The following is a 24,681-nucleotide window of genomic DNA, read 5'->3' on the forward strand; positions in this document are numbered from 1 at the left end:
GTGCGACCGGTCAGAGCAGGCGGCGGTCCAGGCGGATGATGCGGCAGGGATCGCCAGCCCGCGCGGCGGGCTCGTGGGGCGCGCGGATCAGCAGCGCCTCGGCGCGGCCGAGGACAGCCAGCATTGAGGAATCCTGCCGCTGCTCCGGATCCGCCACCGGGAGCCGGCCCGGCGCGTTCGTGAGGCTCGCCCGCATGTAGTCGGCCCGTCCGTCATTGGCCGGGAGGTCGCGGCCGAGCGTCGCCGGCTCGCTGCGGTCGGCGCCGGCCTGGGGATCCCCCTGGAGCGCGCGGATCGCCGGCACCACGAAGAGCAGCCCGCAGACGATGGACGAGACCGGGTTGCCCGGCAGTCCGATCACCAGCATGTCGCCGAGGCGGCCGTGCATCAGCGGCTTGCCGGGCCGGAGCGCCACGCGCCAGAAACCGAGTTCCAGCCCCTCGCGGGCAAGCGCCGCCTGGACGAGGTCGTGATCACCGACCGACGCCCCGCCCAGCGTCACCAGCAGGTCGGCCCGTGCCGCCCGCGCGCGCCGGAACGCGTCCTCCAGTGCGCCGTGATCGTCGGCCGCGATGCCGAGATCGAGGATCTCGGCCCCCGCCTCGGCGGCGAGCGCGGCCAGCGCGAGGCCGTTCGAGGCGACGATCTGGTCCCAGGCCGGCTCGGCGCCCGGCTCAACCAGTTCGTCCCCGGTGGCGAGGATCGCCACGCGCGGTTTGCGCCGCACGGACAGGCGCGGATGGCCTGCCGCGGCGGCGAGGGCGAGGCGCCGGGCATCAAGGCTCATCCCCGCCGCCAGCAGGGTCTCGCCCGCGGAGAAATCCAGTCCGGCGCGCCGGATGAAGCGGTTCGGCTCCACCGGCTCCACGACATGGACGGCGCCGCCGTCGGCCCGCGCGTCTTCCTGGATGAGGATCGCGTCCGCGCCCCGAGGCACGGGGGCGCCAGTGAAGATCCGCACCGCCTCGCCGGCCCCGAGCGATCCGCCGAAGCCGTGACCGGCCGCGCTGGTGCCGATGAGCCGCAGGCGCGCGCCTTCCACGCCTGCATCGGCGCTGCGGACCGCGTAGCCGTCCATGGCGGAGGCGGGAAACGGTGGCTGCGTGCGCGTGGCGACGACGTCGGCCGCGAGCGTCCGCCCGGCGGCCTGCGGCAGCGGCACCGTCTCCGATCCCAGCGGGGCGGCGACGCTCGCCAGGACCCGGTTCAACGCCTCGGCGACCGGGATCAGGCCGCTCATGCGGCCGGAGCCCGGTAGGCGCCGGAGCGGCCGCCATCCTTGGCGGTGAGGCGGATGCCCTCGATCCGCATGCCGCGATCCACCGCCTTCACCATGTCGTAGACCGTCAGGCACGCCACCGAGACCGCCGTCAGCGCCTCCATCTCGACGCCGGTCGGCCCCTGGACCCGCACCTCGGCGGCGATGCGCAGGCCGGGCAGCGCATCGTCCAGCTCGATCGCGACGCGCACCTTCGAGAGCAGCAGCGGGTGGCAGAGGGGAATCAATTCGTGCGTGCGCTTGGCCGCCATGATGCCGGCGAGGCGGGCCGTGCCGATCACGTCGCCCTTCTTGGCGTCGCCCTCGCGGATCAGCGCCAGCGTCTCGGGCTGCATCACGATGCAGCCCTCCGCCCGGGCGGCCCGGTCGGTGGCGGGCTTTTCAGTGACGTCGACCATGTTGGCCGCGCCGCTGGTATCGAGGTGGGTGAGCGTCGCGCCCGGCTGCATCGCTCAGCCCTTCATCTTGGCCTTGCCGCCCTTGACGTCCGCACCCCCGCCCTCGGCGTCGCCGAAGAGCAGCGCGCGGGTCGCCCGGGTGACGTCCGCCTGTCGCATCAGGCTCTCGCCGACCAGCACCACGCCGAGGCCGTTCTCGCGGAGCCGCGTCACGTCCGCGTGGCCGCCGATGCCGCTCTCCGCGACGGCGATCCGATCCTGCGGGATCCCGGCGCCGAGGCGGATCGCGGTGTCGAACGACACCTCGAACGTCTTGAGGTTGCGGTTGTTGATCCCGATCAGGGCGGTCCCGAGCGGGATCGCCCGCGCGAGCTCGGCCTCGTCGTGCACCTCGACGAGGACGTCCATCCCGAGGAGATGGGCGGTGGCGACGAGGTCGACGGCCTCGTCGTCGTCCAGGCAGGCCATGATCACGAGGATGCAATCGGCGCCCCAGGCCCGGGCCTCGTAGACTTGGTAGGGCTCGAACAGGAAGTCCTTGCGCAGCACCGGTAGCCCGCAGGCGGCGCGCGCCTGGGTCAGGTATTCCGGCCGTCCCTGGAACGAGGGCTCGTCGGTGAGCACCGACAGGCAGGTGGCCCCCCCCGCCTCGTAGGCGGCGGCCAGAGCAGCGGGGTCGAAGTCGGCGCGGATCAGGCCCTTGGACGGGGAGGCCTTCTTCACCTCGGCGATGAGCGCCGGCCGCCCCTCCCCGAGATGGGACCGGATCGCCGCCGCGAAGCCCCGCACCGGCTTGGCGTCCGCCACCTTGCGTTCGAGCTTGGCGAGGGGCACCCGCAACTTCGCCTCGGCGATCTCGCGGCGCTTGTAGGCCTCAATCCGAGCCAGCACGTTCGGCCGCTCGGTCGGCGCCTCGGTCCGCGTCCCGGTGGCGGTGCCCTGCGTCGCTTCCTGCGACGCCCCTTGCGTGATCGCGCTCATCGGCCCTCCTGCCCGTTGGAGTGGTCGTTCGAAGCCCGGACCAATCGGGTCAGCGTCGCCCGGGCCGCCCCGGAATCGACGGCATCCTGCGCCCGCGCGAGCCCGTCCGCCAGCGTTGCGGCGGCCCCCGCGACGACGAGTGCGGCCCCTGCGTTGAGAACCGCGATGTCCCGGTAGGCGTTGCGCGCACCCGCCAGGACGGCCTCCAGCGCCCGGGCGTTGTCGGGCGGGTCGCCGCCGCGCAGCTCCTCGGGCCTGCGCAGGGCGAGCCCGAACTCCTTCGGATCGATGGTGAACCGGGAGATCCGCCCCTCCTCCAGGGCGACGACCCGCGTCGGGCCCGTGACGGTGATCTCGTCGAGGCCGTCCGAGCCGTGGACGGTCCAGACCCGGCGGCTGCCGAGTTCCCCGAGCACCCGCGTCAGCGGTTCGGCGAGCGCCTCCTGGGCCACGCCGAAGAGCTGATAGGCCACGCCGGCCGGATTGCTGAGGGGACCCAGCAGGTTGAAGATGGTCCGCACGGGCAGTTCGGAGCGCACCGCCGCCACGTGGCGCATCGCCGGATGGTGGGCCTGCGCGAACAGGAAGCAGAGGCCGGCCTCGTCGAGGCAGCGCGCCTGTCCCGCGGCGTCGAGTCCGAGCCGCACGCCCAGGGCGGCCAGCACGTCGGCGGCGCCGGAGCGCGAGGTCGCGGCGCGGTTGCCGTGCTTGGCCACCGGCACGCCGCAGGCGGCCACCAGGATCGCCGCGAGGGTCGAGACGTTGACGCTGCCGGAATGGTCGCCGCCGGTGCCGACCACGTCGACCGCGTTCTCCGGCGCCCGGATCCGGCTCATGCGGGCCCGCATGGCTTCGGCGGCGCCGACGATCTCCTCGACGGACTCGCCGCGCACCTTGAGGGCGGTCAGGAACGCGCCGGCCTGAACGGGCGTCACCTCGCCCGACAGCAAGTCGTCGAAGGCCGCGCGCGCCTCGGCGCGGTCGAGGGCGAAGCCCCCGGCGACCTTCGCGAGATGGGGTCTGAAACTGTCCATGCGCTCTGCCGGAAGGCCTCGTCGGCCGCCGGGCGTCAATGCACGCCGGCGCGGCTCCTGTCACGCGCCGCGTTCCAGGCGGCGGCGAGATCGAGGAAGTTCTTCACGATCTCCGGGCCGTGCTGCGAGCGGATGCTCTCCGGGTGGAACTGGACGCCGTGAAGCGGCCGCTCGGCGTGCTCCAGACCCATGATCAGCCCGTCCGCCTCGGCGGTGACCCGGAGCGTCTCCGGGCAGCTCGCCCGGTCGACCACCAGGGAATGGTAACGCGTCGCCTCGAAGCTGTCGTTCAGGCCGCGGAACAGGCCGCTGGCACCGTGGCGTATGGTCGAGACCTTGCCGTGCAGCGGCAGCGGCGCCCGCACCACGTCGCCCCCGAAGGCCTGCCCGATCGCCTGGAGCCCGAGGCAGACGCCGAAGATCGGGATGTCTTGCGAGAGTTCGCGCACCACATCCAGGCACACGCCGGCCTCGTTGGGTGTGCACGGCCCCGGGGAGAGCACGATCGCGTCCGGCGCCTTGGCGCGGATCTCGGGGACGGTGAGCGCGTCGTTGCGCACGACATCGATCGCGCCGCAGAGCGGGCCGATGAGATGGACCAGATTCCACGTGAAGGAATCGTAGTTGTCGATGACGAGGATGTTGGACATCGCGGCGGCACGCTCGGGCATGGGGGCGATGTGACCGGTCGGGAAGAAGCGGTCAACTGCGCGCGGCACGACCCGGGCTCCCGGCCCCCCCCGGCGCTTGCGTCCGCGACAGATCCGGGAGCCTGCCCCGGACTACTGCCCCCGTTTCGCCTGCGCGGCGAACCGCACCGCCTCCTCGGCCGCCCGGAACAGCGCCTTGGCCTTGTTGACGCATTCCTGCTGCTCGGAGGCCGGATCGGAATCGTACACGATCCCGGCCCCGGCCTGGACGTGCATCCGCCCGTCCTTCACCAGGGCGGTGCGGAGGACGATGCAGGTGTCCATCTCGCCGCGCGCGCCGAAATAGCCGATGCAGCCCGCGTAGGGTCCGCGCTTCTCGCGCTCCAGCTCGTCGATGATCTCCATGGCTCGCACCTTCGGGGCGCCGGAGACCGTGCCGGCCGGGAAACCCGCCGCCAGGGCGTCGAGGGGGTCGTGACGCGGGTCGAGGTCGCCCTCGACGTTCGACACGATGTGCATCACCTGGCTGTAGCGCTCGATGAAGAACGAGTCGGTCACCCGCACGCTGCCGATGCGGGAGACGCGGCCGGCATCGTTGCGGCCGAGATCGAGCAGCATCAGGTGCTCCGCCCGCTCCTTCGGATCGGCGAGGAGTTCCGCCGCGAGCGCCGCATCCTCGGCCGGGGTCGCGCCGCGGCGACGGGTGCCCGCGATGGGCCGGACCGTGACGGTGCCCTCGCGCACCCGCACCAGGATCTCCGGCGAGGAGCAGACGATCTGGAAGGCCTCGAAGTCGAGGTAGCACAGGAACGGCGCCGGGTTGGTGCGCCGGAGCGAGCGGTACAGGCTGAAGGCGGGCAGGGTGAACGGCGCCGAGAACCGCTGGGACAGCACCACCTGGAACACGTCGCCCGCAACGATGTACTCCTTGGCCCGCGCCACCATGGCGAAGAAGTCGTCCGGTGGCGTGTTGGAAACCGGCTCGGGATGCGCCACCGCCGAGAGGTCGATCCGCGCCTCGATAGGCAGGGGACTTTCGAGGGCCGCCGCGACCCGGTCGAGGCGCTGGAGGGCATGCTCGTGGGCCGCCCGCGCGGCGACGCCCGGATCGGGCCGCACCGGCGAGACCACGGTGATCACGTCGCGGATGGAATCGAACACCACCATCACCCGCGGCCGGATCAGGATCGCGTCCGGCACGCCGAGGGGATCCGGGTTCGGCTCCGGGAGCCGCTCCATGGCGCGGACCATGTCGTAGCCGAGATAGCCGAACAGGCCGGCGGCCATGGGCGGCAGGTCCGCATCCGCAGGGTCGCCGATGGCGCTCTCGGCGATCAGCGCCCGCAGGCTCGCCAGGGGCGCGCGGTCATCCGGTTCGAAATGCGTCAGGTCGGTACCGCGGGCGATGGCGGGCGCCCCGTCCCGGCATCGCCACACGAGGTCCGGATCGAGCCCGATCATCGAGTAGCGGCCGCGCACGGCGCCGCCCTCGACCGATTCGAGCAGGAACGCCGAACCCGCGTGCCGGGCGCGCAGCTTCAGGAACGCCGCGACCGGCGTTTCCAGATCCGCTACCAGGGTCAGCGCCACGAGGCCCGGCTGCCCGGCCTCGTAGCGCGCCGCGAAGGCCGCGTAATCGGGCGCCTCGGCCATGCCTCAGTACTCGCCGCCCAGCGCCCGGCGCAGGGCCGCCGCGTCGACCTTCACGCCCGCGTTCTTCTGGACCTCGCCGATGTACTCCGACAGCACGTCGTCGGCGAGCGCCGCCTGGAAGCTCTGCGTGATCTGCCGGTCGCTCGGGCTGTCGGCCACGAAGGCCGGCATCGTCGCCGCCGTGACCTTGAACACCGCCCGGGAATCGCCCGCCGCCGCCGAGCCGGCCTTGCCCACCGGGGTCGCAAAGATCAGGTTCACGTCGTCGGCGGTGAGCATGTCCCGGGCCTGGTTGCGCGCGAGATCCTGCGCCTCCTGCGGGTTGACGCCGACCTCCTGGGCCACGGCCTCGATGGTCTCGCCCTTGTTGAGCTTCTCGGCCAATTCGCGGCCCTTGGCCTGCAGGCGCTTGGCGATCTCGGCGGCGGTCCAGCCAGCCTTCACCCCGTCCTTCACCACATCGAGCGGCTTGTCGTGCGCCGGGTCGATGTTGGTGACGTCGTACCAGACGTAGCCGCCGGCCTTCGTGCGCAGGGGCTCGTTGTCGCCGCCGATCTCGGCGCGGAACAGGGCCGGCAGGGTGGTGTCGGGATCGGGTATGTCGGCGACCTTCCGGCCCTCCGGATCCTTGCCCTGCGAGTCGACGGCCTTCACGCCCACGAGCGTGAGGCTGCGTTCGGCAGCGATGTCGGTGAGCGGCTTGGCACCGGCGCGCTGGTCCTCGATGGCGTCCCGGGTCGTCTCCATGGCGTCCCGGGCCCGGGCCAGCGCCAGCCCCTTGCGGATCTCGCCCTCGACCTGCTCGAAGGGCTTCACGGTCCCGGACTCGATCTTGGTCACCCGCAGAAGCACCGTTCCGAACCGGCCCTGGACCGGCTGGCTCACGCCGCCCTCGGGCAGCGCGAAGGCGGCATCCGCCACGGCCTTGTCGAACAGCTCGCTCTTGGTCAGCGTGCCGAGCGTGAGATCCTTCTCGTCGGTGCCCCGCTCGGTCGCGACCGCGTCGAAGGTCTTGGAGCCGTCCTCGATCGCCTTGCGGGCGGCCTCGGCGGCGGCGGCGTCGGGGAAGACGATCTGCTGGATCGTGCGCTTCTCCGGGCTGCCGTAGCGATCCTTGTTCAGCGCGTAGGCGGCGCGGGCGTCGGCCTCCGTGATGGCGTCGGGCTTCGCCATCGCCTCGGGGTCGACGACCAGGAGATTGGCGGACCTGAACTCGGGCGCGCGGAAGCCCGACTTGTTGGCCTCATACCAGGTCTTCAGCTCCTCGTCGGTCGGATCCGGAATCTGGCCGGCCGTGGAGGGCGTCAGCATCAGGTAGGCGGCGGCCCGGCGCTCGGTGGTGTAGCGGTGGACGGCCTCCCGCATGGCCCCGGGCACGTGCAGATCGGACGACACGGCCTCGGCGAGCTGGAGGCGGGCGATCACGGAGCGCTGCTCGCGCACGAACATGCCCTCGTTCAGGCCCGCCCGCTGCAACGTCTGGTAGAAGAGCTGCGAGTCGAACTGACCTTGCGCGTTCTGGAAGCTCTTCTCGTCGTGGATCGCCCGGATCACCGAGGCGTCCGGCACGGCGAGGCCGAGATCGTGCGTCTTCTGATCGAGGGCGGCCTCGGTGATCAGCTGGGACATCACCTGCCGGTCGAGGCCGAGCATCCGCGCCTGATCCGGCGTGAGCGCCCGCTTCAGCTGCGTCTGATAGCGCTGCAACTGGTTCTGATAGGCTTGGCGCACCTGCTCGGTGGTGATCGGCGTGCTGCCGACCGTCGCCACCCTGTTGCTGGAGCCGCCCCGGAAGAACTCCTCGACGCCGAAGATCCCCACGCCCGCGATCAGCAGGGCGAAGATGATCGTCAGGATGATCTTGCCGAGCCAGTGCTGGCTGGCGTTGCGGATGCCCTGAAGCATGGTCTGTGATCGAATACCTGCGGCGGCCGTCCCGTCGCCGGGCCGGCGGAATCCTTGAGAGCGGACCGCGATAGACCATTCGCGTCCACAGGCAAAGGCTTGGGCGTTCCGCACCTGTTTGCGCGCTCAAGCTCGCTCTGGTAGGCCCCGGCGACTTCTGAAAAGCCGCGGCGGAGCGAGGGCAGGAATGACGCAGTCGGGGCGCAGGCCGCTGGTCGCCGGCAATTGGAAGATGAACGGCACGCGTGCGTCGATCTCGGTGGTCGAGACGATCCGCGACCGGCTGGCACCGGACCTCGCCGCCCGCATCGACGTGCTGATCTGCCCCCCCGCGACGCTGATCAGTTCCTGCGTGGCCGCCGCCGCGGGCTCGCCCATCGCCATCGGCGGACAGAACCTGCACGCCCGCGAGAGCGGCGCCTTCACGGGCTCGATCTCGGCCGAGATGCTCGCCGATCTCGGCGCCAGCTACGTGATCGTGGGCCATTCCGAGCGGCGGGCCTACCACCACGAGACCGACGACGGCGTCCACGCCAAGGCGCTCGGCGCCCGGCGCGCCGGCCTGTGCGGCATCATCTGCGTGGGCGAGACCATCGAGGAGCGCGAGCAGGGCCGCGCCCTCGACATCGTCCGCGCCCAACTCGCCATCGGCCTGCCGAAGGGCGCGAAGGCGGCCGACACGGTGATCGCCTACGAGCCGGTCTGGGCGATCGGCTCGGGCCGCACGCCGACCCCGCGCGACATCGCTGAGGTCCACGCGTCGCTGCGCGAGATGCTGGACAAGCTCGTGGGCGACGAGGCGCAGAAGATCCGGATCCTCTACGGCGGCTCGGTGAAGCCCGGCAACGCCCGCGAACTCCTGTCGGTGGACAATGTCGACGGCGCGCTGGTCGGCGGCGCGAGCCTCGTGGCCGACGATTTCCTGGGGATCTGCGCCGCCTACGTGTGAGCGCGCGGACGGGTCGTCATCCCGGTCTCCGCTGCGCGGCCCGCGGACGGCGGTCGTTGCCTTAAATCCTGTGCATGGCGCGTCCCACGAAGTGGCGCGTCCCATGAAAATGGGATCCTGGCCGCGCGCAGCCCGCGGCATCGGGACCGGACGGAGGGCCGCACGCGACCTGCGGCGGTGGCGCGGCCGGACCGGTCCCTCGGCCCGCGAGGACCGGCGAACGCGGGCGGGCTCAGATCTTGAAGGCCTGACGGGCCAGCAGCCGCCAGCGGCCGCCGTCCCGGTGCCAGACCTGCATCACGCCGATATGCACGGGCGAGGTCTTGCCGTTCGCAATGCTCTCCCCGGTGAAGACGTGCCGGGCGATGGCGTCGTCGCCGACCACCGAGACCGACCGGTCCGACAGGGTGATGCTCGGGAAGCTGGCACGCTTGGTAGCCAGCGGCTCGATGAAGGCCGCCCTGTCCTGCACGAGCCCGCTGGAATGTCCGTAGCTCAGACCGTCATGGGTCAGCGCCTCGAGCGCCGGTCCATCCCCGGCGAGCAGGGCCTTGGTGAGGGCGTCGACCGCCTCCTCGACGGCAGCACCGCCCGGGTCGGCAGCCTGCCCGGGTCGCGTCCGCATCAGGACGGGTGCTGCAATGGCGGCGGCGAGCGCCGAACGGCGTGACACGGACATGATGCGGCTCCGGATACGGGGCGGCGCCTTCGATCGTCCGCCCTCCGGTGGACAGAGCACGGCGCGCGGCCGATGACGAGGGGCGGCAGGAACAGCGGGCCGGCGGCGTCAGGTTGGCGGCGGCGGACGGGTGGTGTATGGCGCTGGCAGAATTCCGGCCGACCCGCCCGCGGGTCGCAGGCGAAGATCTCCCGATCCGACAGGGAGACGGCGCAGGCGGCCCCGGGCTTCGGCCTTTGCGCCTCCGTCCGCCGGCTGTCCCAGCCGGCGCGCGGCGCTGAAGATCCCGGAACACCGATGCAGACCGTCCTGATCGTCGTCCACCTCATCATCGTGCTCGCGCTGATCGGCGTCGTGCTGCTTCAGCGCTCCGAGGGTGGCCTGGGCCTGGGCGGCGGCGGTGGCGGCGGAGTCGGGGGCTTCATGACCGGCCGCGGCCAGGCCAACGCCCTCACACGGGCGACCGCGATCCTGGCGGCGCTGTTCTTCACGACCAGCCTGGTCCTGGCGATCCTGTCGCATCGCTCGGCCGCGCCGAAATCGATTCTCGACACCGGCGCGCCGCAGACATCGGGCCAGCCCGCCAAGCAGCCGACCGGCGCCGACAACCTGCTCGACACGCTCCGCCAGCAGCAGGATCGGGTCCCGGCGACGGCCCCGGCCCAGCCGGCCGCTCCGGCCCAGCCCGCGGTTCCGGACGCGCCGCAGTCGCGCTGACGGCCCGCGCCCGGCGCGGCGCACCGTCTCACACGTCTTTCGACGGACCGGCGGCGAGCCGGTCCGTGTCATGCATTCCGCGATCCCCAGCCCATGCACGGGCCGGGGCATTCGCCGTTTGGCAAACGCCAGCACCTTCTTTATGGACCGAGGCCCATGACGCGGTACGTTTTCATCACCGGCGGCGTGGTCTCCTCCCTCGGCAAGGGACTCGCCTCGGCGGCCCTGGCGGCGGTGCTTCAGGCCCGCGGCTACCGGGTCCGGATGCGCAAGCTCGACCCCTACCTGAACGTCGATCCGGGCACGATGAGCCCGACCCAGCACGGCGAGGTGTTCGTCACCGACGACGGCGCCGAGACCGACCTCGACCTCGGCCATTACGAGCGCTTCACCGGCGTGCCGGCGAGCCGGGCCGACAACATCACCACCGGCCGGATCTACCAGGACATCATCGCCAAGGAGCGGCGCGGCGATTATCTCGGCGCCACGATCCAAGTGATCCCGCACGTCACCAACGCCATCAAGGATTTCGTCCTCGACGGCAACGACAGCTTCGACTTCGTGCTCGTCGAGATCGGCGGCACCGTGGGCGACATCGAGGGGCTGCCGTTCTTCGAGGCGATCCGTCAACTCGGCCAGGAACTGCCCCGCGGCACCTGCTGCTACGTGCACCTGACGCTCCTGCCCTACATCCCGTCCGCGGGCGAGCTGAAGACCAAGCCGACGCAGCATTCCGTGAAGGAGCTGCGTTCCATCGGCATCCAGCCCGACATCCTCCTCTGCCGCTGCGACCGCGACATACCCGTCGACGAGCGCCGCAAGCTGGCGCTGTTCTGCAACGTCCGCGAGACCGCCGTGATCGAGGCGCGCGACGTGGCCTCGATCTACGAGGTGCCGCTCTCCTACCGGACCGCCGGCCTCGACCGGGAGGTGCTCGGCCATTTCGGCCTGGAGCACGGCGAGGAGCCGGATCTCGGCCGCTGGCGGACCATCGCCGAGCGCGTCCGCAATCCGGAGGGCGAGGTCTCCATCGCCATCGTGGGCAAGTACACGGGGCTGAAGGACGCCTACAAGTCGCTGACCGAGGCGCTGACCCACGGGGGCATCAGCCACCGGGTGAAGGTCAACCTCGAGTGGATCGAGGCCGAGGTGTTCGAGCGCGAGGACCCGGCGCCGTTCCTGGAGGGCCTCAACGGCATCCTGGTCCCGGGCGGGTTCGGCCAGCGCGGCGCCGAGGGCAAGATCCGCGCGGCGCGCTACGCCCGCGAGAAGCGGATCCCCTATCTCGGCATCTGCTTCGGCATGCAGATGGCGGTGATCGAGGCGGCCCGGTCGCTCGCCGGGATGCCGAACGCCAATTCGACCGAGTTCGGCGCCACGTCCGAGCCGGTGGTCGGCCTGCTCACCGAGTGGCTGCGCGGCAACGAGCTGGAGCGCCGCGCCGCGGCCGGGGACCTCGGCGGCACGATGCGGCTCGGCGCCTACGAGGCGAAGCTCGATCCCGAATCGAAGATCGCCCAGATCTACGGGTCCGAGCACATCTCGGAGCGTCACCGCCATCGCTACGAGGTCAACATGGCCTATCGCGAACGGCTAGAGTCGAAGGGCCTGCGCTTCTCCGGCGTCTCGCCGGACGGACTGCTGCCCGAGACGGTCGAGCATGTCGGGCATCCGTGGTTCATCGGCGTGCAATTTCACCCGGAGCTGAAGTCGCGCCCCTTCGAGCCGCACCCGCTGTTCAAGGGTTTCGTCGGCGCGGCGATCGAGCAGAGCCGCCTAGTCTGACGGGCATCAGGGCGCGGCGGCGCGCCGCTCCTCGCCCCGCGGCTCCGCACCCTATATGCACCGGGCCGTGACAGAGATCCTCTTCTACCACATGCAGCGGCAGCCCCTGGAGAAGGTGCTGCCGAATCTCGTCGAGCGCTCCCTCGAGCGCGGCTGGCAGGCCGCGATCCAGGCCGCGAGCGAGGAGCGTCTCCAGGCGCTGGACGACCACCTCTGGACCTATTCCGACGAAAGCTTCCTGCCGCACGGCACGGACCGTGAGCCGGATGCGGGGAGCCAGCCCGTGGTGCTGACCCTGCGGGACGTGAACCCGAACGCCGCCTCGATCCGCTTCCTCGTCGAGGGCGCCGACCTGCCGCCGGACGCCGGCGGATACGCGCGGATCTGCATCCTGTTCGACGGCACCGATCAGGACGCTCTCCTGCGCGCCCGCGAGCAGTGGAAGCAGGCCAAGGACGCGGGCCACGCAGTCGCCTACTGGCAGCAGGACGAGTCCGGGCGCTGGAACAAGAAGGCGTGATGGTGACCCCGACGAGATTCGCGCGCGCTGCGCTCGCCCTGTCCCTGACGGTCGCGGCCCCCTTGCCGGTCCGCGCGCAGGACGCGCCGCATGGTCAGGCGGAGGCGCGGCCGGCGCCGCGCGGTCCGGAGGGGCGGCGCCTGCCGCCCGATTCGACCACGAAGCACAGCCTGCCCCTGCCGGACGGCCGGACCCTCGCGGTCACCGCTACCGCCGGCAGCCTGCCCCTCGTCGACGAGGCCGGCAAGCTGCAGGCCGAGATCGCCTACGTGGCCTACACGGTGGCGCCGGAAGCCGGCCGCGAAAGGCCCGTGACCTTCGCGGTCAACGGCGGGCCAGGCGCGGCCTCGGCCTACCTGAACATCGGGGCGATCGGCCCGTGGCGGCTGCCCGTCGGCACGGCCAGCATCAGCCCGTCGCAGCCGGTGGCGCTCACCCCCAACGACGGCACGTGGCTGGGCTTCACCGACCTCGTCTTCATCGATCCGGTCGGGACGGGTTACAGCCGCGCGGCCGACGGCAACGGCAAGGCCTACTGGTCGATCGAGTCCGACGCGTCGACGCTCGCGGCGGTCATCGCACGCTACCTGCGCGTCAACGACCGCATGGCGAGCCCGAAATTCTTCGTCGGCGAGAGCTACGGCGGCTTCCGGGGTCCGCTGATCGCCGAGAAACTGCAGGAGGATGTCGGCGTCGGCCTGTCCGGGCTGGTGCTGCTGTCGCCGGTGCTGGATTTCGGCTGGCTGGAAACGCCCCGCGCCAATCCCTGGGGCTACGTGCTGAAGCTGCCCTCCCTCGCCGCCGGAGCGCTGGAGCGGACCGGCCAAGTGCCGACGCCGGCCCTGCTGGCGGACGCGGAGTCCTACGCGTCGGGCCCCTACTTCGCGGATCTGCTGAAAGGTCCGAGTGACGCACAGGCCGTCGCGCGGATGACCGACAGGGTCGCGCCCCTCGTCGGCCTCGACGCCGCCCTGGTGCGCGCCCAGGCGGCGCGGCTCACGACCCGCAGCGTCCAGCGCGAGGTCGACCGCGCCGACGGGAGGGTGACCAGCGCCTATGATACCGGGATCACCGGCTGGGATCCGAACCCGGATGCCGCGCAGTCGAGCTTCGAGGACCCGCAACTCACGGCGCTCCAGGCTCCGCTGACCAGCGCCATGATCGACCTCTACGCACGCACGCTGAAATGGCCCGTGCCCAACGTGCGCTACGAGCTGCTCAACTCAGCCGTGAACCGCGGCTGGAGCTGGGGCTCCGGCCGGCAAGCCCCGGAGGTGCTGTCCAACCTGAAGGGAGCCCTCGCCCTGGACGGTCGGCTGCGGGTCCTCGTGGTGCACGGCTTCACCGACCTCGTGACGCCCTACTACGCCTCGAAGCTTCTGCTGGCGCAGGTCCCCGCCTACGCGGCGGGTCGCCTGAGCCTCGCGGTCTATCCGGGCGGGCACATGTTCTACACCCGCCCCGATTCGCGGGCGGCGTTCAGGACGGATGTCGAGCGTCTCTTCTCCGAGGCCGTGAAGGCGCGCGATGTCGGGTCCTCGGAAGCGCCTTCGCAAGCCCCTTCGCAAGTCCCCTGGCAAGCCCCGGCGGAGCGGCACTAGGCCGGACCCGCCGGGAAGGGCCGTTCCGCGAGCAGGCCGTTCGACGCGCCGCCGCCTCCGCACGACAGCCGAAAGTCTCACCCGACCCGCATCCCGCGCGGCAGGATCGCGGGTCGGGCGGCGCCGCTCGGAGGATGGCGACGAGATTCGGATCCCACCGGCCGCCGATCCGTTGTGCGGGGACGCCGTAGCGTCTACAAAGGGCCCGTGACGGTGCCCCGGCGACGGGGTGAAAAGGGAATGCGGTGAGGGGCGTAAGCCTCAAATCCGCGGCTGCCCCCGCAACTGTGAGCGGCGAGTGCCTGCCAGAGAGCCACCGGAGCGATCCGGGAAGGCGGCCGGCGCGCAGAGCCGCGAGCCAGGAGACCTGCCGTCACGCCAGGATCCCGCAATGCCGCCGGTGGGGCGGCTGGAGAGACACGCTGATGACCACTTCGACCCTCGCCCCCGCCGCACTCGGCACCCGCTCGGCCGAGCGACCCGTCGCCGTGGCACTCGCGGCGTTCCTCGGCCTCGGCCTGCTGTTCATGGCGGGCTTCTCGCCGGCGATCGCGCTCCACAACGCGGCGCACGACTTCCGGCACACCCAGAACTTCCCCTGCCACTGACGCCCTGACACAAGGGATGATCATCCGGCTTCTGTCGGCGGCGCTGGCTGCCGGCTTCATCGCGGCCATCGTCGTGACGGGCCTCGAACTCACGCTGACCTTGCCGCTGATCCTCGCGGCCGAGCGCTACGAGCGGGCGGAGCCCTCGCATCAGGCAGCCAAGACGTTGCCGATCGTGCTGGCTCATTCCGGTCACGATCATTCCGATGCCGATAAGGCCGGGCCGGATCGCGCCGCCCCGGAATGGCAGCCCGGTGCCGGTCTGCCGCGGATGGCGTTCACCGCACTCGCGACCCTGGTCGGAGGGGTCGGCTACGCCCTGTTGCTCGGCGCGGTGATGCTCGCCTGCGGGCGCGAGCCGACGGCGCGGACCTGCCTCGCCTTCGCGATCGCGGGCTTCGCCAGCGTCGCTCTGGCACCGGGTCTCGGCCTGCCGCCGGAACTGCCCGGCAGCGAGGCGGCCCCCCTGGCGGCCCGCCAGGCATGGTGGGTGATGACCGCGGCGGCAACTGGAATGGGCCTCTACCTGATCGCGATCCGCCGCTCGTTCATCGCCATCCTGGGTGGCCTCATCCTGATGATCATCCCCCACATGGTCGGCGCGCCGCAGGCCCCGGCCGGGACCTCCGAGCTTCCTGCGGCTCTCGCCGCGCAGTTCGCGTCGCGATCCCTGGCGATCGGCTTCGTGCTCTGGGTGATGATCGGCCTGGGATTCGGCTGGGCGTGGCACGCTTTGGCGCGCGACGCGGCGCGGGGTGCGGCCCGTGCCTGAGACCGTCCTGTACGTCTGCACGACCTGCCGCCGCGAGGGCGACGACCCGGACGGACCCCGCGCCGGGAGCCGCCTCCTCGATGCGCTGCGGGCCCGGGCCGGCGCTGATCCGCACCTGCGGATCGAGCCCGTGGAGTGTCTGTCGGTCTGCAAGCGCCCCTGCACCGTGGCCGTGGCCTCGGCCGAGCGCTGGACCTACGTGTACGGCGACATGGACCCGGCCCTCTCGGCCGAGACCATCCTGGCCGGGGTAGCCGCCTACGCGACGACCTCGGACGGCATCGTGCCCTGGCGCAACCGGCCGGCCGAGTTCCGCAAGGGCGTGGTCGCCCGCATCCCACCCTTCCCCGAACCTCGCCCGCTTCCGGCCGGCACCCTGGAGGCCGCCGAATGACCATCGTGTCCAAGATCCCCTGCACCATCGTCACGGGCTTCCTGGGGGCCGGCAAGACGACCCTCGTGCGCCACGTCGTCGAGAACGCGAAGGGCCGTCGCCTCGCCATCCTGGTCAACGAGTTCGGCGATGTCGGCTTCGACAAGTCGTTCCTGGCCACCTGCGGCGTCGAGGGCTGCACGGAGGATTCCATCGTCGAGCTGCCGAACGGCTGCATCTGCTGCACGGTGGCGGACGACTTCGTGCCCGCCCTGGAGACGCTGCTCGCCCGCGCCGAGCCGCCGGAGCACATCCTGATCGAGACGTCCGGTCTCGCCCTGCCCAAGCCCCTCGTCCAGGCGTTCCAGTGGCCGGCGATCCGCTCGCGGGTGACCGTGGACGGGGTCGTCGCCGTGGTGGACGGCCCGGCGGTGGCCTCGGGGGCCTTCGCGGAGGATCCGGAGGCCCTGGCCGCCCAGCGAGCGGCCGATCAGTCGGTGGATCACGACAATCCGCTGGAGGAGGTGTTCGAGGACCAGCTCCTCTGCGCCGATCTGGTGGTGCTCAACAAGGCCGACCTGATCGATGCCGCGACCCGCGCCCGGGTCCGAGCCGAGGTGGAGAAGCAGCTGCCGCGCGCCGTGAAGGTGGTGGAGACCGAGAACGGCGTCATCGACCCGCGCGTGCTGCTGGGCCTCGGCGCGGCGGCCGAGGACGATCTCGACGCCCGCCCCTCGCATCACGGCGCGGACGAGGACCACGACCACGACGACTTCGAGACCGTGGCGTTGCCGGTCCGGCCGGCGGTCACCGCCGGCGACCTCGCGGCCCGGGTCGAGAAGGCGGCCGAGACGGACGGCGTGCTGCGCATCAAGGGTTTCGCCGAGGTCGAGGGCAAGGCGATGCGCCTGGTGGTGCAGGGTGTCGGACGCCGGGTCGCCCACCATTTCGACCGGCCCTGGCGGCCGGGCGAGCCCCGCGACGGAACGCTCGTGGTGATCGGCCTGAAGGGCTTCGACCGGGACGCGGTCGCCGCGGCGCTCGCGGGATGACGTCCGGCGCGCGCGCCCGTTCGAACTCACCCTGAGAGGCCGCCGCGATGCATCTCGTGCGCATCGACTCGGTCTCCCTCGACGAGGGCGAGGCCGCCGTGGATCTCGGGCAGGAGCCCGGCGATCTCGTGGTGCTGTCCTTCACCGACAGCGACCTGTCGGGGCTGGCGCAGGCCCATGCGGCCGAACCCGAGCTGCCGAGCCTGCGCCTCGCCAAGATGGCGAAGCTTCGGCATCCGCTCTCGGTCGACCTCTACGTCGAGCGCGTGGTGGCGCGCGCGAAGCTCGTGGTGATCCGCTGCCTCGGCGGTCTGGATTACTGGCGCTACGGGGTCGAGCGCTGCGCCGAGATAGCCCGGAAGGAGGGTGTCGTGCTGGCCGTGCTGCCGGGCGACGACCGGCCCGATCCGCGGCTCGCCACCTTCTCGACCGATCCCGATCTCGCCGAGGACCTCGACCTGTATTTCCGGGCGGGAGGCTTCGATAACATCCGGCGGATGCTGCGGCGTCTGGCCGCCCGGATCGGCTCCGGCCACGCGGTCGAGCCGCCGCGGCCGCTGCCGCGCGGCTTTCCCTGGTGCCCGGGCTGCGGCGTGCTGCCCCTGGATGCGGCGGTCGCGGCCGCGGCATCGGGGGTCCCGCTCGCCGGATCGGCGGCACCGCTGGCCCTGCTGGTGGTCTATCGTTCCGCCGTCCTCGGGGGCGACACGGCGCCCTTCGTGGCCCTCACCGCCGCCCTGCGCGCCCGCGGGATCGGCGTTTTGCCGATGGCTGTGTCGAGCCTGAAGGAGCCGGAAGCCGCCGCCGCGGTGGCCGCGGCCGTGCGGACGCGCGGGCCGGATCTCGTGATCGCCGCCACCGCGTTCTCGGCCCGTGAGGACGGAATCGACTTCGTTCTCGACGGCGCCGACTGCCCGGTTCTCCAGGCCTTCACGGTGGGTGCCGGGCGGGCCGCCTGGGAGGCGTCGGCCCGCGGGCTGGGCGCTGCCGACCTCGCCATGCAGGTGGCGCTGCCCGAGTTCGACGGCCGGCTCTCGGGCTTTCCGATCTCCTTCAAGGAAGAGTCTCCCGACATCGCGGGCTTCGCCGAGCGCCGGGCCGTGCCGTATGCGGCCGGGATCGAGGCCCTGGCGGACCGCGCCGCGGGCTGGCTGCGTCTGGCCGCCCTGCCGCGTGCCGAGCGGCGGGTCGCCATGGTGCTGTCGGATTATCCGGCGCGCGGCGGACGGGCCGGCTTCGCTGTCGGCCTCGATACCCCGGCGAGCGCCCGGTCGATCGCCGCCGATCTCGCCGCGGCGGGCTACGCGGTCGGCGCGCTGCCGGAAGAGACCGCGCTGATGGAGCGGCTGACCGCGGAGCCGGCCCGGTTCGACGTGCCGCTGGAGACCTATGCCGGCTGGCTCGATGGTCTCCCGGGACCGACGCGCGACGCGCTCGTCGAGGCCTGGGGGGAACCGGAGGCCGATGACGCCTGCGTTGGGGGGGCGTTCCGATTCCGCGTGGTGACCGGCGAACGTGCGCCGCCGGCGGGCGATGACGCCCCGCGCGAGAACCTCGCCGTCTTCCTCCAGCCCGACCGCGGGCGCGACGCGGACCGGAAGGCCGGCTACCACGACCCGGAGCGTCTCCCGACCCACGCGTATCTGGCGTTCCATCTCGGGCTGCGGCGGCATTTCGACGTCCTGGTGCAGCTCGGCACCCACGGCACCACCGAGTGGCTCCCCGGCAAGGCGGTGGCGCTGTCCCCCTATTGCCTGCCGGCGCTCTGCGTCGGCGGCCTGCCGGTGGTCTACCCGTTCATCGTCGACGATCCGGGCGAGGCCGCCCCGCTGAAGCGTCGCCTGGGCGGCATCGCGCTGGGCCACCTGACGCCGGAGACGGCCACGCAGGATCTGCCGCCCGAAGCCGCGCGCCTGCGCGAGCTCGTAGAGGAGTATTCCGCCGCAAGCGTGCTCGACCCGCGCCGGGCCGACCTCATCGCCCGCGCCATCCTGGAGGAGGCGGGCGCCGCCGGGCTCCTGGACGGCGCGGGCATCGACGCGGCGACGCCGATGGACGAGGCGCTGACCCGGCTCGACGCGCACCTGTGCGATCTCGGGGAGACCATCTTCCGCGACGGGCTGCACGTGTTCGGCCGCGCGCCCGAAGGCGCCTCGGACGCCGTCGCGGCGAGCGCGGCCGGCGAGCGCGCCGGCCTGCGCGCCGCCCTCGATGCCCGCTTCGTCCGGCCGGGACCGGCCGGCTCGCCCTCCCGGGGCCGGGCCGACGTGCTGCCGACCGGACGAAACCTCACGACGCTCGATCCCCGCGCGATCCCGAGCCGCGCCGCCGCGCTCCTGGGCAGCCGGGCGGCCGACGCGGTCGTGACGCGTTACCTTCAGGACGAGGGTGCCTACCCGGCCCGCATCGTCATGGACCTCTGGGCATCCCCCACCCTGCGGACCGGCGGGGAGGACGTGGCGCACGCCCTGGCGCTCATGGGCGTCCGACCGGTCTGGGACCACGCCAGCACCCGCGTGACGGGTTTCGAGATCCTGCCGCTGGCGCTGCTCGACCGGCCCCGCATCGACGTCACGGTGCGGGTCTCCGGCGCGTTCCGCGACACCTTCCCCGACACGCTGGCGCTGATCGACCGGGCCGCCCGGGCGGTGGCCGCGCGCGACGAGGCCGACGACGAGAATCCCCTGGCGGGAGCCCGCCGCCGCGGCGAAGCCACCGCGCGGGTCTACGGCGCGGCGCCGGGTCGGTACGGAGCCGGCACGGCCGCCGCCGCCCTCGACGGAAGCTGGGAGGGCCGCGCCGATCTCGGCCGGGCCTACCTCGCGGCCAGCAACCACGCCTACGGCGATCACGAGGCGCCGGACACCGATTTCGCCGCCCGTGTGGCGGCCGCCGACGCCTACCTGCACGCCTTCGACGTGGCCGAGCGCGACCTGTTCGACGGCGACGCTGCCGTGGATGCGATGGGCGGTTTCGCGGCGGCCGCCGTGCTGGCCGGCGGACGTCCGGCGCTCTACAGCCTCGACGTCTCCGTGCCGGAGCGGCCGAAGGCCCGCACCGCCCGGGAAGACGTCGCCCGGCTGATCGGTGGGCGCCTCGCCGCGCCCCGCTGGATCGCCGCCCAGCTCGATCACGGCTACCGGGGGGCGCAGGAGCTGGCGCAGGGCCTCGACGCCGTCTTCGTGCTCGCCGCCACGAGCGATGCCGTCACGGATGCCGCCTTCGACCGGCTCTACGCGGCCTGGATCGCGGACGCCGACGTGTTCGAGCGCCTCCGCGCCGCCAACCCGGCGGCCACCCGCGCGATCCTGGAGCGGTTCGACGCGGCCCGGGACCGCGGCCTCTGGCACAGCCGCCGCAACGCCCTGCCGGCGGACGCGCTGCTGCCGGAGGCCGCGGAGTGAGCGCCTCCGGCCATCGCCGTGTTCTCCCCGAGGCGCCGGCCCGGAGGGGCTGGTGCCCCGGGCTCGCGCGTCCGATGCCCACCGGCGACGGCCTCCTGGCGCGGGTGCATCCGCCCCTGGGGATCCTCACGCCGCCTCAGGCCCGCGCGGTCGCGGACGGGGCGCGCCGCCACGGGAACGGGCATCTCGACCTCACCGCCCGGGCCAACCTCCAGGTCCGCGGGGTCAGCGAGGCGACCCGCCTGGCCCTGGCGGACCGGCTTCAATCGATCGGCCTCGGGGACGTGCGGGCGGATGGGGGCCCCCAGCGCCTGACGCTGACGAGCCCGCTGGCGGGCATCGATCCCGACGAGACGATCGACGTCCCGGCCCTCGCCCGTGCCGTCGAGGCGATGGGGCCGACGATCCTCGGACTGCCGGCCAAGACGCTGGTCGTGATCGAGGGTCGCGTGGGCGCGGCGATGCCGGAGGCCGATTGCTTCGTGATCGCGCGCGGCCCGGGCGTGGTGGCGGTTGCGATCGGTGCCGCTCCGGGGCTTCGCGAACTCGTGACCTGCGAAGCCGGCGACGCCCCCGGCTTGGTCCGGGCGCTGCTCGATGCCTTCGCGCGGACCGGTCGGCGGCGCATGCGCGACCTGTCGGACACCGACATGTCGGTCATGATCCGAGCTCTCACGGCCGAGGGACCGATCCGCGCGCCGGTCTGTGTGACGGAGGGCGGCCGCGACTTCGTGAGCGGATCGCCGTTCGCCCCCGCACCCGGCCTCCACGCCGGCCTCCGGATCCTCGCCCTCGACGCGCCCTTCGGCCGCTGCACCGCCGATGCCCTCGACCGGATCGCGGATGCCGCGGAGGCGTTCGGAACGGACGCGATCCGCCTGTCGCCGACGCGCGGCTTCGTCCTGACGACCGCGCCCGGCATCCGCGCAGCCGCGGTGGTGGCGGATCTCGCGTCCGACTTCATCGTCGCGTCCGACGATCCCCGCTCCAGCATCGACGCCTGTACGGGCGCGCCCGGCTGCGCCTCCGGATCGACCCCGACCCTCGCGGACGCGGCGCGCCTCGCGGGGGCCTTCAGGCCCCTCGCGATGCCGGACATCTCCGCGCACGTCTCCGGCTGCGCCAAGGGCTGCGCCCGCCCCGGCCCGGCCGACCTGACTCTCGTCGGCCGCGACGGCCGGTACGGCGTCGTGCTCGGCGGAGCGCCGGGCGATGAGCCGGCGATGGATCTCCCTATCGAGGCGGTGCTGGAGCGGTTAGGAAGGGCCAAGACTGTCGGGCTCTCCGCCGCTTTCGCGCCGGATATGGCCCGGACGACGTGCGGGAGGACCAGGAGACCGGCATGAGCGCGAGCCACAACGCCCTGCGCCAGACAGGATCGGAGCCGGCCGCGGCCCACGAGCCCCCGTCCCGCTACGAATATGTCCGCGACGGCGGCGCGATCTACGCGCGCTCCTTCGCGATGATCCGCGCCGAGGCCAACCTCGCCCGGTGGTCCGGCGCGGCCGAGCGCGTCGTGGTGCGCATGATCCACGCCTGCGGCATGACCGACCTCCCGGCCGACGTGGCGATGTCGGCGGATTTCGCCGAGGCCGGCGTCGCGGCGCTCCAGGCCGGCGCGCCGATCCTGTGCGACGTCCGGATGGTGGCCGACGGCGTCACCCGGGCGCGGCTGCCCGCCGACAATCGCGTGATCTGCACCCTCGGCGACCCGCGGGTGCCGGATCTCGCCCAGAGCCTCGGGACGACCCGGTCGGCCGCCGCCATGGAACTCTGGCGCGAATACCTGCCGGGCAGCGTCGTGGCGGTCGGCAACGCGCCGACTGCCCTGTTCCGACTTCTGGAGCTGCTTGACGCGGGGGTGAAACCGCCCGCGGCGGTGATCGGCATCCCGGTCGGTTTCGTCGGCGCCGCGGAATCCAAGGACGCCCTGGCCCGGGACGGTCGGGTGCCCTTCGTGGTGGTCCATGGACGCCGCGGCGGCAGCGCCATGACGGCGGCGGCCGTCAACGCGCTGGCCAGCGAGGTCGAGTGATGGACGGGTTCGAACGGCTGGACGCTCCCGCCGACGAGATCCCCGCCGCGGCCGTGACCGGCACGCTCTACGGGGTCGGGATGGGCCCGGGCGATCCGGAACTGCTGACCGTCAAGGCGCAACGGATCCTCACGCGGGCGCCGGTGCTGGTGCATTTCTGCAAGCGCGGCCGGCGCGGCAACGCCCGCACCATCGCGGACGCGATCCTGCGCGATCCTGCCCGGGAGATGCCCCTCGCCTATCCGTACACGACCGAGATCCACCCGGAGCATCCCGATTACGTCGCCGCGCTCGCCGGGTTCTACGACGACGCGGCCGGGCAGCTCGCCGACCACCTCGGCGCGGGACGCGACGTGGCGATCCTGTCCGAGGGCGACCCCTTCTTCTACGGCTCGTTCATGCACCTGTGGCGGCGCCTCAAGGACCGATTCCCCGTCGAGGTGGTGCCCGGCGTGACCGGGATGTCGGGATGCTGGACCCGGGCCGGAACCCCGATCACCTGGGGGGACGACATCCTCACCGTCCTGCCCGCGACCCTGCCGCTCGCCGCGCTCACGGAGCGCCTCGGCGCCACGGACGCGGCCGTGGTCATGAAGCTCGGACGTCACCTGCCGAAGGTGCGCGCGGCCCTGGCGGCGGCGGGAGTCCTCGAGCGGGCGATCTATGTCGAGCGCGGCACCATGTCGGGCGAGCGCGTCGTCATGCTGTCCGACAAGCCGGACGACGAGGCGCCCTATTTCTCCATGGTGCTCCTGCCCGGCGAGGGCAGGCGACCGTGAGCGGAAGCCTCACCGTCGTCGGCCTCGGTCCGGGCGATGCGGCCCTGCTGACCGATTCCGCACGCCGGGCCCTCGATGCCGCCGAGGATATCGTCGGCTACTTCCCCTACGTCGCCCGCGTGCCCGAGCGCCCGGGGCTGACCCGCCATGCCAGCGACAACCGGGTGGAGGTCGACCGCGCCCGCCACGCCCTGCAGCTGGCCGCTTCCGGGCGCCGGGTCGCCGTGGTCTCCGGCGGCGATCCCGGCGTCTTCGCCATGGCGGCGGCGGTGTTCGAGGCCGTGGAGCACGGCGAGCCGGGCTGGCGCGACCTCGCCATCGTGGTGGAGCCCGGAATAACCGCGATGCTGGCGGCCGCGGCGCGGCTCGGTGCGCCGCTCGGCGGCGATTTTTGCGCCCTGTCCCTCTCGGACAACCTCAAGCCGTGGCCGGTTGTGACCGCCCGGCTCGAGGCCGTGCTGCGGGCCGATCTGGTGGTCGCGCTCTACAACCCGATCTCCTCCGCCCGGCCCTGGCAGCTCGGCGCCGCGTTGGACATCGCCGCCGGGATCCGCGCGCCGGAAACGCCGGTGATGTTCGCCCGCGCGATCAGCCGGCCGGACGAGGCGATCCGCGTCGCGAGCCTCGCGCAGGCGCGCGACGTGCCGGCCGACATGGCCACGATGGTGATCCTGGGTGCCTCGACCACGCGGCTGATCCCGCGGGACGGCCGGCCGCCCTTCGTCTACACCGCGCGCAAGGTCGAGGGGGCCGCGTGATCGCCCGCATCGAGCCAGCGGAGCGCGGCGGCGGCGTCCGGGACGCTCGGGACGTCGAGTTTCGGCGGCCGCCGCACCATGATGACGGGAATGCCGAGGGCACGCGCCGCCGCGATCTTTCCGTAGGTCGCGCCGCCGCCGGAATTCTTGCTCACCAGAACGTCGATGCCGGCCTCCCGCATCAGCGCAGCCTCGGCCGCGGCGTCGAAGGGCCCCCGTGCCTCGATGGTGGTGAGATGAGGCACGCGCAACACCGCGCGAATCGGCTCGACCGTGCGCGCCAGATAGGCGTGCTGGGGTGCATCCGAGAAGGCCGCGGCCTCCTGGCGACCGATCGTCAGGAACACCCGTCGCGCGCGCTGTCCCAGGGCAACGACAGCGTCCCCCATGGTGTCGACCTCGGTCCAGAGATCGCCGGGTACGGGGCTCCAGGCCGGGCGCCGGATCGCCAGGAGCGGCACGCCCGCCCGCGCCGAGGCGCGCGCGGCGTTCCCCGAGATCGTGGCGGCGAAGGGATGGGTCGCGTCGACCAGGCCGGTGATTCCCTCGGCGTTCAGATAGAGCGCCAGACCCTCGGCGCCGCCGAACCCGCCGACCCGCGTCGGCACCGGCTCGACCTTCGGCGCGGCGGTTCGTCCGGCCAGGGACAACACCACGGACAGGTCGGCTCGGCCGGCCAGGGCCCGCGCCAGGGCGCTCGCCTCACCGGTTCCACCCAGGATCAGGATCCGCTCGGCACGTCGCGTCAT

Annotated in this window: 23 protein-coding genes and 1 riboswitch; of the genes, 14 read left to right on the forward strand and 9 right to left on the reverse strand. The window is 72.6% G+C overall.

Annotation, left to right across the window (positions count from 1 at the left end; genetic code table 11):
- Positions 1-10: 10 nt before the first annotated feature.
- The 7 genes from glp to MKK82_RS07570 all read right to left on the reverse strand — a co-directional run bounded on the left by glp (position 11) and on the right by MKK82_RS07570 (position 7,900).
- Positions 11-1,240 carry a gephyrin-like molybdotransferase Glp gene (gene glp, locus MKK82_RS07540; RefSeq protein WP_238285240.1) on the reverse strand — a complete coding sequence of 410 codons (1,230 nt, stop codon included), beginning with the start codon at positions 1,238-1,240 and terminating at the stop codon, positions 11-13.
- On the reverse strand, positions 1,237-1,728 hold the full coding sequence (gene moaC / locus MKK82_RS07545) for a cyclic pyranopterin monophosphate synthase MoaC (protein ID WP_238285238.1): 492 nt from the start codon (positions 1,726-1,728) through the stop codon (positions 1,237-1,239). Before moaC ends, glp begins: the two co-directional genes overlap by 4 nt.
- A gap of 3 nt (positions 1,729-1,731) precedes the next feature.
- Positions 1,732-2,658 carry an indole-3-glycerol phosphate synthase TrpC gene (gene trpC / locus MKK82_RS07550; protein WP_238285236.1) on the reverse strand — a complete coding sequence of 309 codons (927 nt, stop codon included), beginning with the start codon at positions 2,656-2,658 and terminating at the stop codon, positions 1,732-1,734.
- On the reverse strand, positions 2,655-3,692 hold the full coding sequence (trpD, locus tag MKK82_RS07555; RefSeq protein WP_238285234.1) for an anthranilate phosphoribosyltransferase: 1,038 nt from the start codon (positions 3,690-3,692) through the stop codon (positions 2,655-2,657). Before trpD ends, trpC begins: the two co-directional genes overlap by 4 nt.
- 35 nt (positions 3,693-3,727) lie before the next feature.
- Positions 3,728-4,342 (reverse strand): anthranilate synthase component II, encoded by a 615-nt coding sequence (locus tag MKK82_RS07560; protein ID WP_238285335.1) that lies wholly within the window; start codon positions 4,340-4,342, stop codon positions 3,728-3,730.
- 132 nt (positions 4,343-4,474) lie between these two features.
- Positions 4,475-5,995 (reverse strand): anthranilate synthase component I, encoded by a 1,521-nt coding sequence (gene trpE, locus MKK82_RS07565; protein WP_238285232.1) that lies wholly within the window; start codon positions 5,993-5,995, stop codon positions 4,475-4,477.
- A 3-nt stretch (positions 5,996-5,998) separates the two neighbouring features.
- Entirely contained in the window at positions 5,999-7,900 is a 1,902-nt protein-coding gene (locus MKK82_RS07570) for a peptidylprolyl isomerase (protein WP_238285229.1), read from the reverse strand.
- A gap of 187 nt (positions 7,901-8,087) precedes the next feature.
- On the opposite strand from MKK82_RS07570, the gene tpiA reads away from it, so the two are divergent.
- Complete coding sequence (gene tpiA, locus MKK82_RS07575) at positions 8,088-8,849, forward strand: triose-phosphate isomerase (RefSeq protein WP_238285228.1); 762 nt, start codon at positions 8,088-8,090, stop codon at positions 8,847-8,849.
- Positions 8,850-9,081: 232 nt separating this feature from the next.
- Here tpiA and MKK82_RS07580 read toward each other — a convergent pair whose 3' ends face one another.
- Positions 9,082-9,528, reverse strand: a complete 447-nt coding sequence (locus tag MKK82_RS07580; protein WP_238285224.1) for a nuclear transport factor 2 family protein — start codon at positions 9,526-9,528, stop codon at positions 9,082-9,084.
- Between the two features lie 297 nt (positions 9,529-9,825).
- Between MKK82_RS07580 and secG the strand changes: the two genes are divergently transcribed.
- From secG to cobJ, 13 genes are all read left to right on the forward strand, one after another.
- Positions 9,826-10,245 carry a preprotein translocase subunit SecG gene (gene secG / locus MKK82_RS07585; protein ID WP_238285221.1) on the forward strand — a complete coding sequence of 140 codons (420 nt, stop codon included), beginning with the start codon at positions 9,826-9,828 and terminating at the stop codon, positions 10,243-10,245.
- A 156-nt stretch (positions 10,246-10,401) separates the two neighbouring features.
- Positions 10,402-12,030: a CTP synthase gene (locus MKK82_RS07590; protein ID WP_238285220.1), complete on the forward strand. Its 1,629-nt coding sequence runs from the start codon at positions 10,402-10,404 to the stop codon at positions 12,028-12,030.
- Between the two features lie 67 nt (positions 12,031-12,097).
- Positions 12,098-12,550 carry a DNA polymerase III subunit chi gene (locus MKK82_RS07595; protein ID WP_238285219.1) on the forward strand — a complete coding sequence of 151 codons (453 nt, stop codon included), beginning with the start codon at positions 12,098-12,100 and terminating at the stop codon, positions 12,548-12,550.
- Positions 12,550-14,151, forward strand: coding sequence for a S10 family peptidase (locus MKK82_RS07600; protein WP_243985193.1), 1,602 nt, complete (start codon positions 12,550-12,552; stop codon positions 14,149-14,151). The genes MKK82_RS07595 and MKK82_RS07600 overlap by 1 nt, the downstream gene beginning before the upstream one ends.
- A gap of 194 nt (positions 14,152-14,345) precedes the next feature.
- A riboswitch (cobalamin riboswitch) is annotated at positions 14,346-14,541 on the forward strand.
- Between the two features lie 35 nt (positions 14,542-14,576).
- Positions 14,577-14,759: a CbtB-domain containing protein gene (locus MKK82_RS07605; RefSeq protein ID WP_238285217.1), complete on the forward strand. Its 183-nt coding sequence runs from the start codon at positions 14,577-14,579 to the stop codon at positions 14,757-14,759.
- A gap of 16 nt (positions 14,760-14,775) precedes the next feature.
- Positions 14,776-15,531 (forward strand): CbtA family protein, encoded by a 756-nt coding sequence (locus MKK82_RS07610; protein ID WP_243985195.1) that lies wholly within the window; start codon positions 14,776-14,778, stop codon positions 15,529-15,531.
- Positions 15,524-15,925: a DUF1636 family protein gene (locus MKK82_RS07615; RefSeq protein WP_243985197.1), complete on the forward strand. Its 402-nt coding sequence runs from the start codon at positions 15,524-15,526 to the stop codon at positions 15,923-15,925. Before MKK82_RS07610 ends, MKK82_RS07615 begins: the two co-directional genes overlap by 8 nt.
- Positions 15,922-16,956, forward strand: coding sequence for a cobalamin biosynthesis protein CobW (gene cobW, locus MKK82_RS07620; protein ID WP_238285213.1), 1,035 nt, complete (start codon positions 15,922-15,924; stop codon positions 16,954-16,956). Before MKK82_RS07615 ends, cobW begins: the two co-directional genes overlap by 4 nt.
- Positions 16,957-17,003: 47 nt before the next feature.
- Complete coding sequence (gene cobN, locus MKK82_RS07625) at positions 17,004-20,360, forward strand: cobaltochelatase subunit CobN (protein ID WP_243985199.1); 3,357 nt, start codon at positions 17,004-17,006, stop codon at positions 20,358-20,360.
- Positions 20,357-21,706: a precorrin-3B synthase gene (cobG, locus tag MKK82_RS07630; protein ID WP_313902088.1), complete on the forward strand. Its 1,350-nt coding sequence runs from the start codon at positions 20,357-20,359 to the stop codon at positions 21,704-21,706. Before cobN ends, cobG begins: the two co-directional genes overlap by 4 nt.
- The gene (locus tag MKK82_RS07635; protein ID WP_279602857.1) at positions 21,703-22,395 is read left to right on the forward strand and encodes a precorrin-8X methylmutase; all 693 of its coding nucleotides are present in this window, start codon (positions 21,703-21,705) and stop codon (positions 22,393-22,395) included. The genes cobG and MKK82_RS07635 overlap by 4 nt, the downstream gene beginning before the upstream one ends.
- Positions 22,395-23,174: a precorrin-2 C(20)-methyltransferase gene (locus MKK82_RS07640; RefSeq protein ID WP_238285210.1), complete on the forward strand. Its 780-nt coding sequence runs from the start codon at positions 22,395-22,397 to the stop codon at positions 23,172-23,174. Before MKK82_RS07635 ends, MKK82_RS07640 begins: the two co-directional genes overlap by 1 nt.
- A complete protein-coding gene (cobJ, locus tag MKK82_RS07645) occupies positions 23,171-23,932 on the forward strand; it encodes a precorrin-3B C(17)-methyltransferase (protein WP_243985203.1) in 762 nt (253 codons plus the stop codon). Before MKK82_RS07640 ends, cobJ begins: the two co-directional genes overlap by 4 nt.
- Here cobJ and MKK82_RS07650 read toward each other — a convergent pair.
- Positions 23,899-24,681 (reverse strand): cobalt-precorrin-6A reductase, encoded by a 783-nt coding sequence (locus MKK82_RS07650; RefSeq protein WP_238285208.1) that lies wholly within the window; start codon positions 24,679-24,681, stop codon positions 23,899-23,901. The genes cobJ and MKK82_RS07650 overlap by 34 nt on opposite strands.

The sequence above is a fragment of the Methylobacterium sp. E-046 genome, from assembly GCF_022829625.1.
GTDB classification, from domain to species: domain Bacteria; phylum Pseudomonadota; class Alphaproteobacteria; order Rhizobiales; family Beijerinckiaceae; genus Methylobacterium; species Methylobacterium longum.